The organism is Rufibacter sp. JT3400010 (genome assembly GCF_054956755.1).
This window is the reverse complement of record NZ_JBUDXA010000006.1, coordinates 86577-100876: the sequence shown is the minus strand read 5'-3', so window position 1 is coordinate 100876 and position 14300 is coordinate 86577. Positions and strand designations below refer to the sequence as shown.

General features: G+C 49.4%; 10 protein-coding genes. 5 read left to right on the top strand and 5 right to left on the bottom strand.

Features of this window, described 5'->3' with window-relative positions; all coding sequences use genetic code 11:
* The first annotated feature begins 22 nt into the window (after positions 1-22).
* From ACY0JR_RS08120 to ACY0JR_RS08100, 5 genes are all read left to right on the top strand, one after another.
* Positions 23-1012 (top strand): DNA-directed RNA polymerase subunit alpha, encoded by a 990-nt coding sequence (locus ACY0JR_RS08120; protein WP_123127708.1) that lies wholly within the window; start codon positions 23-25, stop codon positions 1010-1012.
* A 66-nt stretch (positions 1013-1078) separates the two neighbouring features.
* Entirely contained in the window at positions 1079-1603 is a 525-nt protein-coding gene (gene rplQ / locus ACY0JR_RS08115) for a 50S ribosomal protein L17 (protein ID WP_462633459.1), read from the top strand.
* Between the two features lie 78 nt (positions 1604-1681).
* Complete coding sequence (gene carA, locus ACY0JR_RS08110; RefSeq protein WP_462633458.1) at positions 1682-2803, top strand: glutamine-hydrolyzing carbamoyl-phosphate synthase small subunit; 1122 nt, start codon at positions 1682-1684, stop codon at positions 2801-2803.
* A 6-nt stretch (positions 2804-2809) separates the two neighbouring features.
* Positions 2810-4087: a phosphopyruvate hydratase gene (gene eno / locus ACY0JR_RS08105; RefSeq protein WP_462633457.1), complete on the top strand. Its 1278-nt coding sequence runs from the start codon at positions 2810-2812 to the stop codon at positions 4085-4087.
* 168 nt (positions 4088-4255) lie between these two features.
* The gene (locus ACY0JR_RS08100; protein ID WP_462633456.1) at positions 4256-4561 is read left to right on the top strand and encodes an FtsB family cell division protein; all 306 of its coding nucleotides are present in this window, start codon (positions 4256-4258) and stop codon (positions 4559-4561) included.
* Positions 4562-4813: 252 nt separating this feature from the next.
* Here the strand turns inward: ACY0JR_RS08100 and dnaK are convergent, their stop codons facing one another.
* The 5 genes from dnaK to ACY0JR_RS08075 all read right to left on the bottom strand — a co-directional run bounded on the left by dnaK (position 4814) and on the right by ACY0JR_RS08075 (position 14197).
* On the bottom strand, positions 4814-6673 hold the full coding sequence (gene dnaK, locus ACY0JR_RS08095; RefSeq protein ID WP_462633455.1) for a molecular chaperone DnaK: 1860 nt from the start codon (positions 6671-6673) through the stop codon (positions 4814-4816).
* Between the two features lie 398 nt (positions 6674-7071).
* The gene (locus ACY0JR_RS08090) at positions 7072-8406 is read right to left on the bottom strand and encodes a TldD/PmbA family protein (protein ID WP_462633453.1); all 1335 of its coding nucleotides are present in this window, start codon (positions 8404-8406) and stop codon (positions 7072-7074) included.
* Between the two features lie 136 nt (positions 8407-8542).
* The gene (locus ACY0JR_RS08085) at positions 8543-10174 is read right to left on the bottom strand and encodes a TldD/PmbA family protein (RefSeq protein ID WP_462633452.1); all 1632 of its coding nucleotides are present in this window, start codon (positions 10172-10174) and stop codon (positions 8543-8545) included.
* 186 nt (positions 10175-10360) lie between these two features.
* Positions 10361-12796, bottom strand: coding sequence for a zinc-dependent metalloprotease (locus tag ACY0JR_RS08080; protein ID WP_462633451.1), 2436 nt, complete (start codon positions 12794-12796; stop codon positions 10361-10363).
* Positions 12797-12973: 177 nt separating this feature from the next.
* Positions 12974-14197, bottom strand: coding sequence for a DUF6438 domain-containing protein (locus ACY0JR_RS08075; RefSeq protein WP_462633450.1), 1224 nt, complete (start codon positions 14195-14197; stop codon positions 12974-12976).
* Between the last annotated feature and the right edge of the window lie 103 nt (positions 14198-14300).

The following is a 14300-nucleotide window of genomic DNA, read 5'->3' as shown; positions in this document are numbered from 1 at the left end:
TTTCAACCCTAAACCAGCAATCATGTCAATATTAGCCTTTCAAATGCCAGAGAAAGTCGTGATGGAGAAATCCGATGACTTTAATGGACAATTTGAATTTAAGCCGCTAGAGAAGGGCTATGGTGTTACCATTGGGAATGCGCTGAGAAGAATTCTTCTCTCCTCATTGGAGGGATATGCCATCTCCAGCATCAGGGTTCCTAGTGTGCTCCATGAGTTCTCTACCATTGAAGGTGTGGTTGAAGATGTCTCTGAAATTATCCTGAACCTGAAAATGGTTCGGTTCAAGAAAATTGGTGACCTGGTTGATGATAAAATCACCGTTAGCATCAGCAAGCAAGATACCTTCACTGCCGGTGACATCAATAAATTCTCTGGTTCTTTCCAAGTGCTGAATCCTGATCTAGTGATTTGCCACCTGGATCCTGAGTCTTCTTTTGAAATTGAATTAACTATTCAAAAAGGAAGAGGCTACGTACCAGCCGAAGAAAACAGACCTGCTGACCAGGTTTTTGGACAAATCGCGATTGATGCTATTTTCACTCCTGTAAAGAATGTGAAATACAGCGTTGAAAACACGCGGGTTGAGCAGAAAACTGACTATGAGCGTCTTTTACTGGAAATCACGACAGATGGATCTATCCATCCGGAAGATGCTTTGAAAGGTGCTGCCAATATTCTGATCCAGCATTTTATGCTTTTCTCTGACAACACCATGACTTTTGAGACAGTGAAGCCTGAAGAGGAAGAAGCGGTCGATGAGGAAATGCTGCACATGAGAAAAGTTCTTAAGACTCCATTGCACGACATGGACCTTTCTGTTAGAGCGTACAACTGCTTGAAAGCAGCTGACATTAGAACGTTAGGAGATTTAGTGCAGTTAGATCTTTCAGATATGATGAAGTTCCGTAACTTTGGTAAGAAATCATTGACTGAGTTGGAAAACTTGGTTTCTGACAAAGGCCTTACGTTCGGAATGGACATCGCCAAGTATAAATTAGAAGAGGATTAATCATCTACGGCATAATTCCCGATCCCGAAAGGTTGATCGACGGTATGCACGTGCACAATCAAATCAATGAGACACGGTAAAAAGAACAACCACTTAGGAAGAACAGCCTCTCACCGCGCTGCTTTGCTTTCTAACATGGCATCATCATTAATCCTACACAAGCGTGTAACCACTACGGTTGCTAAAGCCAAAGCGCTTCGCAAGTATGTAGAGCCTTTGCTTACAAAATCAAAAAGCGACACTACGCACTCACGTCGTACTGTATTTGCTTACTTACAGAACAAAGAGTCTGTAAAAGAGCTTTTTGACAATGTATCTGGCAAAATTGCTAACCGTCCAGGTGGCTATACCCGCATTATCAAAACTGGTACTCGTTTAGGTGACAACGCAGAAATGTGTATCATGGAGCTGGTAGATTACAATGAGGATATGTTGAGCACAACCGGTACCGGTACTGCTGCTAAGCCTAAAACCAGACGTCGTTCTTCTGGTAAGAAAAAAGAAGATGGTCAGGCTACCACTGATGCTTCTGCTTCAACTACAGAAGAAACTCCTTCTGCTGATTCGGCTGAAACTCCAACTGCTGAATAGTAAGAATGTAATAATTTATGAAAAGGGATACGAGATTACTCGTATCCCTTTTTTATTTTTGCCACATATCTAATTAGAATGAAACTTCAAACAACAACTGACGCAGTATTGGTGCTGGAAGACGGCACAGTTTTTCGTGGCAAGAGCCTCGGAAAGATTGGAACTACCGGCGGAGAGGTCTGCTTTAATACAGGCATGACCGGATATCAGGAGATTTTCACCGATCCTTCCTATTATGGTCAGATTGTGATTACTACCGTTTCCCATGTAGGCAACTATGGGGTACAGGCAGAAGAAGTTGAATCTAGTAACATCCAGATCAAAGGTTTGGTGTGTAAGGAGTTTTCGCAGCATTTTTCCAGAAAGACTGCTGAAGGATCTTTGCAGGAATACTTTGAGAAAGCGGGCATTGTGGGCATCTGTGAGATTGATACCCGTGAACTGGTGCGCTATGTACGCGATAAAGGCGTGATGAATGCCATCATTTCCTCAGAGACCACCGACATTGATGTTCTGAAGGAGAAACTGGGTGAAGTTCCTTCCATGGACGGTTTAGAGCTTTCTTCTCAAGTAACCACCCGTGAACAGTATGACCTGCCTGTAACAGAAACCAGATTCAAAGTGGCTGTGCTGGATCTTGGAGTGAAACGTAACATTCTGAATAACCTGACCAACAGAGGTTGTGAGTGCCGGGTGTTCCCCTACGGAACTACTTTTGAGGAAATGGAAGCCTGGGGGCCAGATGGGTACTTTATCTCTAATGGACCCGGTGACCCTGCTGTGACCTATGAGGCTGTTAAAAGTGTAGAGCAGATTCTGGCAGTAGAAAAACCGATGTTCGGGATCTGCATGGGACACCAGATTCTGGCTCAGGCCAATGGAATTCCTACGTACAAGATGCATAATGGGCATAGGGGCTTGAATCATCCTGTCAAGAACCTGATTACGGGTAGAAGCGAGATTACTTCCCAGAACCATGGTTTTGCGGTAGACGCAGACGCGGTGAGGAACAACCCTAATGTGGAAATCACGCACATCAACCTGAATGATAATACCGTAGAGGGAATCAGGATTAAAAATAAACCAGCCTTCTCGGTCCAATATCACCCAGAGTCTTCTCCGGGACCACACGACTCTGAGTACCTTTTCGACCTTTTCGTGGAGATGCTGGAGAAGGAAAAGAATTCATTAACAAAATAGAACTATATGAGCTTAATTGAAGACATCAAAGCCCGCCAGATTTTTGACTCCCGTGGCAATCCTACCGTTGAGGTAGACGTAATCACCCAAAGCGGTATTGTAGGCCGGGCAGCGGTTCCATCTGGTGCCTCTACCGGCAAACACGAAGCCGTAGAGTTGCGTGACGATGACAAGAGCATGTTCATGGGCAAAGGTGTACTGCAAGCGGTACAAAACGTGAACACCATTATTGCCGATGAACTGGTAGGTTTCAATGTATTTGAGCAGAGCCTGCTGGATAAAATCATGATAGAGATTGACGGCACGCCTAACAAAGCAAAGTTGGGTGCTAACGCCATCTTGGGTGTTTCTCTGGCAGCGGCCAAAGCGGCGGCCAAAGAAGCCGGTCAGTCTTTGTACCGTTACGTGGGTGGAGTGAATGCCAACACATTGCCGGTGCCTATGATGAACATCCTGAACGGCGGTAGCCACGCTGACAACTCAATTGACTTCCAGGAGTTCATGGTAATGCCTGTAGGTGCTTCTTCTTTTTCTGAAGCGCTCCGTTGGGGTACTGAGGTGTTCCACCACCTGAAGAACGTACTGAAGAAGAAAGGTATGTCTACGAACGTAGGTGATGAGGGTGGATTCGCGCCTAACATCGGGTCTAACCAGGAAGCCATTGAGGTGGTATTGCAAGCCATTGAGGCTGCTGGATACCGTCCGGGCGAAGACTTCATGATTGCCATGGATGCCGCAGCTTCTGAGTTCTACGATGCTTCTACCGGCCATTATCACTTCAAAAAATCTACTGGTGACAAACTGACCTCTTCTGAGATGGTTAGCTACTGGACCGAGTGGGCGAACAAATACCCGATCATCTCTATTGAAGACGGGATGGACGAAGATGACTGGTCTGGCTGGAAAGCGCTGACGGATTCCATAGGCAACAAAACGCAGTTAGTAGGCGATGATTTGTTCGTAACCAACGTGACTCGTTTACAGCAAGGAATTGACCAGCAGGTAGCCAACGCGATCCTGATCAAGGTAAACCAGATTGGAACGTTGACGGAGACTATCAATGCAATTAACTTAGGCCGTATCAATGGCTATAAGAGCATCATGAGCCACCGTTCTGGTGAGACTGAGGACAATACAATTGCTGACTTAGCCGTGGCCTTGAACACTGGTCAAATCAAAACCGGTTCGGCTTCCCGTTCAGACCGGATGGCCAAATACAACCAGTTACTCCGTATTGAGGAAGAACTAGGCGAGGTTGCTTACTTCCCTGGCCGGAAAATGTAAATTTGTCTTTAGGAGCTTGTCAAAACAGAGCACGTTTTAGGTTTGTTTTACATAAAACAGGACGAAAACGGAATCTTAAAATTTGATTCGCTTCTGGTGCAGATACCTTCTGGAAACTTTGTAAATTCATGGCGGCAAGACAGCACTTGCCGCCATTTCCTTTTTACCATGTTAGCACGCGTACCCAAATTCTTCTGGAACTTTTATTTTCTGACAGGGCTCGCCTTTCTGTCCTGGATGTTCTTCTTTGATTCAAACGACTTTATTACCCAATACCAGACCAGCCGCAAACTGACTATTTTGGAGGAAGAACGCGACTATTACCTGGAGAAGATTGCCGAAGTCCAGAAAGACCGCAAGGAACTGATGAGTAACCCTGAGTTACTGGAGAAGTTCGCCCGCGAGAAGTACCTTATGAAGAAGCCTACAGAAGAGCTTTACCTCATTGTAGAGAAAGACGAAGAAGAGAAATAAGCATATTTCTAACCCATAAAAGCAGAACGCGCAGCTCTAACAAGGGCTGCGCGTTCTGCTTTTATGGCTATCTGTTCTGAAGCCGTTTTAGTGACAACGGCCCCAAAGCATAATCGACTCTTCTATGGCGCAGAAGTTACTTCCGTGGCTTATAATTACTTTATAGGAAGTCACGGAAGTAACTTCCGCGCCATAGAAGGATTTCAGCTAATCTATTTCAGGACTGTTACTACAAAATAACCCCGAAAAGGACTATTCAATTTTTTTACCCGTCATGGCTTTCTTGATGGAAATCTGCATCACGCGTTCGGCAAAGGGGCTGGTTTGCTCTTCCAGCACATCTACTGCTTTCAGGATGGTGTCTTTATCGCCGGTAGGCAACACGTCTTTTAGGTGCTGCAGGTTCTGGCGGGTAAGGGTAATTTCCTCTGGGGTGAGGTGTTCGCCATTCTTCTCTAGGAAGCGCTCAACTTGGTATATCATCTGCTCGGCGGTGGTGCGGGCTTCAATGACCATGCGGGTGGAAACGTCTTCGCGGGCGTGGGTGATAGAGTCCATCAGCATCTGCTCTACCTGCTCATCGGTGAGGCCGTATTGTGGTTTTACTTCCACTTCCTGCCGTACGCCGGAGCGCAGTTCAATGGCTTCCACTTTTAAGATACCATCGGCGTTCAGGATGAAATTCACGTCTACTTTCGGGAAACCGGCGGGCATGGCCGGAATGCCTTTTAGGTCAAACTCCGCCAGTTTACGGTTCTCTTTCACTACATCGCGTTCGCCCTGGTACACGGATATTTTCATGTTCACCTGACCATCTACCGACGTGGTGTACTGCCGGCCGGCTTTGGTTGGAATCTTGGAGTTACGCGGAATGATGGAGTCCATTAAGCCGCCCATGGTTTCAATGCCCAGCGTGAGCGGTGTTACGTCTAGGAGCAGGATGTCTTTACGGTTACCAGCCAGCACATCGGCCTGGATGGCGGCGCCAAGAGCTACGACTTCATCGGGGTTCAGGGAGTTGTTGGCCGGTTTTCCAAAGAAATCAGACACGGTTTGGTACACCAAGGGCACGCGGGTAGAACCGCCTACCATGATCACGGTGTCAATCTGCTCTGGTTGCATTCCGGCGTCTTTCAACGCCATCTGGCAAGACGCCATAGTACGGTCCACAATGGGGGTAATCAGGGTCTCAAAGGTGTGGCGGTCCAGTTCCAGTGCAATGCCGTTCAGTTCAGATTTGAATGTGTCCTGGTTGCTTAATGTTTTCTTGGCTTCTTCGGCTTTCAGGCGAAGGGCTTGCGCTGCGTTGGCATCTTGCGTAGCCAAATCAGCTAACAAACGATTTTGCAGGCCCCAGTGCGTAATAATAGCGCGGTCCAGGTCATCGCCACCCAAATAGGTATCACCGTTGGTAGACAGCACCTCAAAGATGCCCTGGTGGATGCGTAGAATGGAAATATCAAAGGTTCCGCCACCCAAGTCATACACGGCAATGGTGCGCTCCTCGGTTTGGTCCAGCCCGATGCCGTAGGCCAGAGAAGCCGCGGTGGGTTCGTTCACGATACGCAGTACCTCCAGGCCCGCCAATTTACCGGCATCACGGGTGGCTTGGCGTTGCGAGTCATTGAAATAGGCCGGAACGGTAATGACGGCGCGGTTCACTGGAGTTTTGAGGGCGTGTTCGGCACGAGCGCGGAGTTCTTTCAGAATCTCGGCACTCAGCTCAATAGGGGAGTAGAACTTGTCCTGCACCCGTATCTTCACCAGTCCTTCAGAATTATCATCAATGATTTTGTAGCCGAAGAAGTCTTTGTGCTCGCCTAGGTCCTGGTACGATTTTCCCAACAGACGCTTCACCGAATAGATCGTATTGGCGGGATCTGTAATCAAGTAGTCTTTGGCGGCATCGCCCACTAACACCTCTCCGTTCTGGGAGAAGTGAACCACTGAGGGCACAATGGTGCCCAAGCCTTGGTCATTGATGGCAATGGGCACATGGTCCTCGGGGTGCATATAGGCCACCAGACTGTTGGTGGTGCCCAGGTCAATACCCACAATCACCTCTTCCTTCTGGATAGAAGCCGTGGTCAGATTTATCGCTATTTTAGCCATGTTGTCAGGTTTAGAGCCGCGCGTTGCCGCGCACTTCCGCAAAAGTACGAAGAAATAGACTGTTAACGGTTTACGGTTTCCTGCGGGATAGGTAGCGAAAGAAAGTGTTGGCTCCCGGAGTTAAGTGCTGCGGTATCAGGTTGATTTCTGAAAAGTACGTCTGAAATGAAATCAGTAGCGTCGTTACACTGTAACGACGAGTGTCTATGGAACATGAACGTCACTACCAAAAAGGCCTTGCTCCAAGGCAATGTGTTGAAAGCAGTTCATTAAGCAAAGAGACGGATTTGGCCTGTAGAACCACGTCGTTACACCGTAACGACGCTACATTTAAGGCCTAATTATTGGAAAGTAGGTCAAAAAAAGCCCTCTCGGGGGAGAGGGCTTTGGGGAGGTCTTTACACGGCATCTGACAAACTGCTGAACGTGAAGTCACGGATTTTGAGGGGCGGCAACAGGTAATTGTTGCTGGATTCGCCGCTTACGGTGCGTTCACTTTTACCCATGGCTTCCAGGTTGTTGAGCATGATGATGGGGCTTTCATTGAAGCGGAAGTTCTTGACCGCATGCTTGATTCTGCCGTTCTCAATGTAAAAGGTTCCGTCACGAGTGAGGCCGGTGAGCAGGAGCGTCTGTGGGTCTACGCTCCGGATGTACCAAAGGCGGGTGACCAGAATGCCCTTCTGCGTGCCTTTAATGAGGTCTTCCAGGCTTTGGGTTCCGCCTTGCATGATGGCGGTGTTGGGGAACGGTACGGGCGTGGTTTTCTTTTGCTGCGCCCAGTACCGTGAGGTTGGAATTTGCTTTACCACGCCTTTGTCTATCCAGGTGACTTTGTTCAGCGGCTGGCCGTCTCCGGCCCAAGGCGAAGTGGGCAGTTCTGGGTGGGCCGGGTCTGAGTAGATGGTCACGCGCTCGTCTACTAATTTCTGCCCTAGTTTATTGCCGCCACCCGGCTTGCTTAGAAAGCTTCGGCCTTCATCCGCGGAGCGGGCGTCCATCCCGAAGAACAGGTTTTCCAGCATTACGGCCACCGCCGCAGGTTCCAGAATCACGGTGTACTTGCCGGGTTCCAGCGCTTTGGCGTTCATAGAGCCGGTGGCTTTGTTCACGGCAATGGTGGAGACGGTAGCGGTATCTAGCTTAGAGACATCATTGAAGCCTCTGGACACGTAGCCCGAGCCGGTGCCGTCTGGGGTGCGTACGGTTAAGGAGAAATCCACGCCAGTATCTGTATTGTAGGCGAAAAGCCCTTTGCTGTTCATCATGGACTGGAATCCCACTGTGTCTTGCAGGTAGCCAGCAGCGGTGAGATTCTTGGATTTAGCGGCGGCAATGCTCTGGGCCACCATTTCGGCACGTTTGTCTGGAGTGATGGCTGCCGTTGCCGGTGCGTACGGATTGGTTGTGACGTATTTCTGCGGACCCAATACGCCCATGTACTCGGGGTTCTCAGGTGCCAGCTTTGCCAATTCCTCGGAGCGCCGCACCACTTTCTCCAGCGAAACATCGTCAAACTCATTGATGGTAGCCGTGCCCACGCGCTTCCCGAAGGAAGACTGCACCACCAGTTGCGTGGTGTGCGACTCCCCGGCGGTAGAGACGGAATTACGGGCGTAGCGCACGTTCCCCGCCTTGCCGCCGGTTAAGTTCGCCTCGCATTCATCTGCTTTGCTCAATGCCATCACTTTCTTCAGGACGGCCTGCGCTTGTTCTTTGGTATATATTGCCATTGGTTGATTAGCGTCTATTTGTTGACTGAAACTGGTTGGGGTTAGTTCTGAGTCTTGAGTTCTGAGTCCTGAGTGGGAAAATGACTCAGAACTCAAGACTCAGAACTCAGGACTGATCAACACTGGAAGGAAAATCTCAGATTTTTCTTCCAGTGTTGATGACGTTCACGCCGTTGAAGCGGGCGGTGGCGGAGCCATGGGACACGGCGCTGCTTTGGGTGGGTTGGCCTTTGCCGTCAAAGAAGGAGCCGCCCAGCCGGTAATCGCTTTCATCGCAGACGGCGGCGCAGGAGTTCCAGAATTCCTGGGTATTGCTCTGGTAGGCCACGTCTTTGAGCGGACCCACAATTTTGCCGTCTTTGATCTCGTAGAACAACTGCCCGCCGAACTGGAAATTGTAGCGTTGCTGGTCAATGGAGAAAGAACCGTCGCCAATGATGTAGATGCCTTTCTCCACGTTCTTGATCATGTCGTCTACACTCAGTTTCTGTTTTCCGGGGGCTAAAGAAACATTGGCCATGCGCTGGAATTGGACGGAACTCCAGTTGTCGGCGTAGGAGCAGCCGTGCGATTCTTTCTCGCCGATGATATGCGCCTGGTCGCGGGTGGCCTGGTAGTTGACCAGCGTGCCGTCCTTCACCAGATCCCAGCGCTTGGTTTTCACGCCTTCATCGTCATAGCCCACGGCTCCCAGAGAGCCCGGCTGTACTTTATCAGCGAAGAGCGTTACCTTATCGCTGCCGTATTTGAAGTTCTTGGCTTGCCATTTGTCCAGCGTGGCGAAACTGGTGCCTGCGAAGTTGGCCTCATAGCCCAGCACGCGGTCCAGTTCCAGCGGGTGTCCCACAGATTCATGGATGGTGAGCCACAGGTGCGACGGATCCAGTACCAGATCATATTTACCCGCCAGTACTGATTTAGCAGTCAGCTTTTCTTTGGCTTGTTTGGCGGCGGCGGTACCGTCTTCCACCATGTCATAGTACTTGCCGTAGCGGGTGGTAATGCCTTTGTATTTGCCCTCAGGTCTTCCGCTCAGGTACTCAAAGCCCATGCCCACCGGCGAACTTAAGGATTGCCGGGTTTCAAACTTGCCGGTTTTCTGGTCAATGGCGGTGGCGTTGAGTACGGGCCAGGTGCGGTGCACATCCTGATTTATGTAAGAGCCGTCTGACGAAGCGAAGTATTTCTGCTCGTTTACCAAAAACAGCGCTGAATTGACATAGTTGGCACCGTTCTGCATAGCGGCAGCATTGGCACCCAATAAGATATCTACTTTCTCTTTCAGGGGAACCTCAAAGGCGTTGCGTTCAATGGGTGTTTTCCAATTTACCTCGCCGTAACCTTGCTGCGGAGCCAGTTGGACCGGTTCAGACTGCAACTTGGAGTTGGCTTTGGCAATGGCTACGGCCAATTCAGCCGCTTTAGCTGCCCCGGCAGGCGTTACCTCGTCAATGGCCGAAAAACCCCAGGTGCCATTCACAATAACCCGTACGCCCAACCCAAACGACTCTGTGTTAACGGTATTCTGCACCTTGTCTTCCCGCGTGATCAGGTACTGGTTCAGGTAACGGCCAATCCGTACATCGGTGTACGTTGCCCCCTTAGACTTGGCAGCGTTGAGGGCCGCATCGGCAATTTGTTTGTTCAGGGCTACATCTAAGGGCGTAAGCATGGCCTCTGGAGCAATGTCATGGCCCCACAGAGGAATCGGCAGCATAAGGGCTCCAAGTCCCAAGCCAGAAAGTTGAAGGAAATCGCGTCTTTTCAAAGCGGAAGAAGTTAAGGGTTAGCTATTTAAATGTAGCTAATTTGCGAGTATTACCAAAGGAGAAAATTAAGTTTATGCTATATAGAGGAGAAAGCTCGAAAGACCTTCAGCTAAGTGTCTGCAAACAAAAATCCCACTTCCGCCGGAAGTGGGATTTTTGTTTGTTTTCAGGAAAATGGCCCTGAATCATTCTTCGCAGCCAATCATATCTAGAGAACCAATGGGGGCTCCGGGAGGCAATTCTTTGTGCAGTTCTGGTTTAGCTTCTGATGGGTTTTTCAGGCGGTGCAAGGCTAGAAGCCCATTGGCTTTCACGCTTTCATCAGATGACTTGGCCAGCTTTTTCGCTTTCTTCTCTAATTGGGATAATTGCAGAAGAGCCGCTGCACGGGCGGGGTACGCGGCTGCTTCGTTCTGAGACAAAGCCAGCAGGTGCGTGAGGACCAGTTGCTGCGTCAGTAATTGAATCTGGCCGTTCATGCCAGCGGCTAATTTGCCGGACCAGGTGTGTTCTATCACTTGTTCCAACACTTCATCCAGGCCTAGTTCATTGCCTCGGGCTTTCAGCTCCACCAAACGGGTCGCCCGCTCTGGGTGAAACAGGAACGAAAGCGTGAAATCAGCGGAAGCTTCGGCGGCGGCGAGCGGGTCAAAGGTGAGGCCGGTACGTTTGCCGAACAGCTCCCGAGTGGGCGACCAACCAGCCGGCCGGGGCGGAATAGCGGCAATGATTTTCTCTGGAAGGGCTAACACATTTGGCTGCAGGGTAGAAAGTAAGGCATCTAAGGCTTTCTGCTGTTCGGCCTCCGGCACAAACTCCGTAACCAGCTGTCCGTCGCCGCGGGAGGCGTAGGTGTAATTAACGCCGCCTACTACTTTGGCGGCGGCTTCTACCTGGTAGCGGTGGTAGTTGTAGATAGGCACTAACACATTTTCCAGCATGGCCATGGGTACGCCCGGTTTAATGTTGTTCACCCCGAACCGCTCCAACGCTTTCTGCCGCACATTTAAAACGTGTTTCAGTTCCTCGGCGGCGTTGGCGCCATTATCCCAAAGGTGCGCCTGCGGATGCGCTCCGCCTGGTGCTCTAGAGTCACGGTCAGAAATAAATTGCAGGCCGCGTTTGTGGCTTTCGCGCAGCAGTTGGTCTAAGGCTTGTGGCTCATTGGTGCCCGCCGGGAAATGCTGGTAGCCGAATTTAATGGCCTCTTTGTCCCATTCGCCAATACCCACGGCGTAGGCATCAGACAAGTCAATCTCGCCGCCGGAAGTCAGTTTCACGGTAGGGTGCGGGTAATCCATTACGCTGGCGCGGTTGGTCACGCTGGCGGCGTAGTTGTGCATGATGCCCAGCGTGTGGCCCAACTCATGCGCCGACAATTGCCGCAAGCGTGACAAAGCCATTTTCATCATCTCGGGGTTGGCTGGTTTGCCTTCCTCATAAGGAGCCAGCAAACCCTCGGCAATCAGAAAGTCCTGGCGCACGCGCAGAGAGCCCAAACTCACGTGCCCTTTGATGATTTCACCCGTTCTGGGGTCTGTAACAGTTGCGCCGTAAGACCAGCCTCTGGTGCTGCGGTGCACCCATTGGATCACGTTGTAGCGCACATCCATGGGGTCAGCCTCTACGGGCAGGATTTCTACTTGGAAGGCATCTTTGTACCCGGCGGCCTCAAACGCCTGCGCCCACCAGCGGGCTCCCTCCAGCAACGCGCTTCTGATAGGTTCCGGGGCAGCGTGGTCTACGTAGTACACAATCGGCTCCACGGCCTCAGAGGTCGGTGCCGCCGGATTCCTCTTCTGGAGGCGGTGGCGGGCAATAAACCGTTTTACAATGGGCTGGTCTACGGGCGTGCTGAAATCAAGGTACTCAATCCCGAAATACCCGGCCCGTGGGTCCATGGCGCGGGGTGTGTAGTTCTTATCTGGGAGTTGCACAAAGGAGTGGTGCTGCCGCAACGTGATGGCTTGCGCCGATGGAGTCACGCTACGCACGAAGCCTCCCGCATCGTCTCCGCCAGTAAACGTAAGCGTCGCTTCAAACTCTGAGTTCTGCGGAAAATTCTTGGTGCGGGGCAGGTACATGGCCGAACGGGTGGCATCTAACCTATACGTGCCTTGGCGGCTGCGCCGAATGCTGCCTACCACATCATGGGCATCTCTTAACAAGAACTCGGTGGCATCTACCAGTACCTTGTCACCCTCAGCCGCTTCCACCTTGAAACCCCACAACGCTGACTGCGCGAACGACTGGGCCACGGCCTGTTCCTCGGCGGGGTTGCCGTTCATGGCACGGTAGCCTTGGTTGGGTTCAATCAGCAGCACTTTCGGGCCAACTTTATGAAAATACACCACATGCTCACCGCCCAACTGCCCCCGGTCCAACCCGATGTCATTGCAGCCCAACCCAGCCGCCAGAGAATTGACGTACAGAAACTGCTGGTCCAGCTTGTCAATCTCCAGCAGGATTCGGCCGGTGGCCTCGTCCCAATAATAGGGAAAGTAGCCGCTGAACTTCTGCATGCCCGCCGTTTTACCTGCAATGCCCGCGGGTTTATTCTGGGCCCAAAGTTGGGTGATGGTCAAAAAAGTGAGAAGAAAGGGGAGTAGCGTTTTTCGCATAGTTTTGGGAAAGTAAGCCTGAAACGGAATGAGTTGGATAAGGTAGGGAATTTAGAACATAGGGGCAAGGCTATGTTTAAGGTAGAAAGCAGAATAAATAACAGACAAAAACAGAACAGCCGTTTCTTCGCGAAGAAACGGCTGTTCTGTTTTAATTTTATAATAGGATGAGCTTGGTTAGTTTACGTCTTTATGTTGGAAGTCTGTTTTTTTGAAGTTCCTTTCAATAAAGTTAAAGCCGATATCAATAGTAATTGGTTGCCTTGTCTTGTACCAGAACTTGAAGTATCTCCCGTCTGTCGTAATTTCCTTTATAGGTACAGAATCCAACTTTGTATAACCTTGACCTTGTGCTTCTTCTTCAAAGGAAGGAACCCAGAGGTAATTCAAATTAAAGCCTATCTGATATTTATTGTTGAAAGGTTTACTTATGGTTTTGCCTCGTCGAAGGCAATCCCATAATAAGAAGCCTTCTGATTGGGTAAGCCGTAATTCTTTGTTCCCTTTCTTAATCATGTGATAAAATCCAGCAGGATCGAAAAGTGGTTTATCTATGGGCAGAGGAGTAAGTTTAACAGTTTTATAAAGATGCCTGACTGGTATAAAGGCCCATTCTAGTTCTAAAGGTCCTGCGTAGCAATAGTCTGATATGGTTTTGTAAATACTGTCTCCTTTCAGAAAGGTGACTGTGACTTCCTCACAATCACTGGTAGCTTTATGATACTCATGGGCAATATTGTTTAGGTCTGCTTTCCTGAAATTGTCCTGTAGCTCCTTGAACACTGTTTTCGATATTGTTCCGGTAAAGAGCCCCTCTTGGGTGGTGTACATAGCACCAAAGAAAGTTACCTGCCCCGTAGAAGTGATGATGGTGTTTGCTACCTCGCAAAAGCCGTAGCAACCAGAAGTAGAAAGAACTATTTTATCAAAAGTGGGCATCGTATCTAGAAGGTACTCCTTTTTGAAGTAGTTCTTCACTACACCCGGTCCATGGAGTATGGAAAGCGTGTCTTTTGTAAGCTTATGTATTTTACTAGCAACCCAAGTAGAATCAGAAAGGTCAAAGATTTTTAAACTATCGTCTTTGACATAGTATTTCGTTTTAGAACTGAAGTAGATAAAGTTTCTTTCCCTACCAGTTTTACTTAAAGATAGAAGCTTGAAGTAGGCAAGCTTTGTGTCCACTACTCCATTTGAATAAAAGGTGAATCCCCGCTCAGGACCTAAACTTAAGAGAGGTGGAGTGTCTTTAAACCAGGCACCACTATCAGAAATGATTTGATAGCCTGCAGGTAACCAGTCTCCATAGAGCTCAGGCAAAAGCTTTATTCTTTGTTCTTGATGCTCTTTACAAGAGAAAAATACAAAGAGAGTAAGAATGAAGTAGAAGGTGTTTCTCATATGGAAATTCTAATTACTGAAAATAGTAGCCATGTAAGGGTTCAGTAATGTAGATGCAGAAATCCTTCTGTTTCCATACGTCATAATTCCTCTCAACTTAGGA

Coding starts and splice junctions, on each gene's coding strand:
- ACY0JR_RS08090 (WP_462633453.1), bottom strand. CDS start 8,406: ATGGCAATATATACCAAAGAACAAGCGCAGGCCGTCCTGAAGAAAGTG.
- ACY0JR_RS08080 (WP_462633451.1), bottom strand. CDS start 12,796: ATGCGAAAAACGCTACTCCCCTTTCTTCTCACTTTTTTGACCATCACC.
- ACY0JR_RS08100 (WP_462633456.1), top strand. CDS start 4,256: ATGTTAGCACGCGTACCCAAATTCTTCTGGAACTTTTATTTTCTGACA.
- rplQ (WP_462633459.1), top strand. CDS start 1,079: ATGAGACACGGTAAAAAGAACAACCACTTAGGAAGAACAGCCTCTCAC.
- dnaK (WP_462633455.1), bottom strand. CDS start 6,673: ATGGCTAAAATAGCGATAAATCTGACCACGGCTTCTATCCAGAAGGAA.
- ACY0JR_RS08075 (WP_462633450.1), bottom strand. CDS start 14,197: ATGAGAAACACCTTCTACTTCATTCTTACTCTCTTTGTATTTTTCTCT.
- ACY0JR_RS08120 (WP_123127708.1), top strand. CDS start 23: ATGTCAATATTAGCCTTTCAAATGCCAGAGAAAGTCGTGATGGAGAAA.
- carA (WP_462633458.1), top strand. CDS start 1,682: ATGAAACTTCAAACAACAACTGACGCAGTATTGGTGCTGGAAGACGGC.
- eno (WP_462633457.1), top strand. CDS start 2,810: ATGAGCTTAATTGAAGACATCAAAGCCCGCCAGATTTTTGACTCCCGT.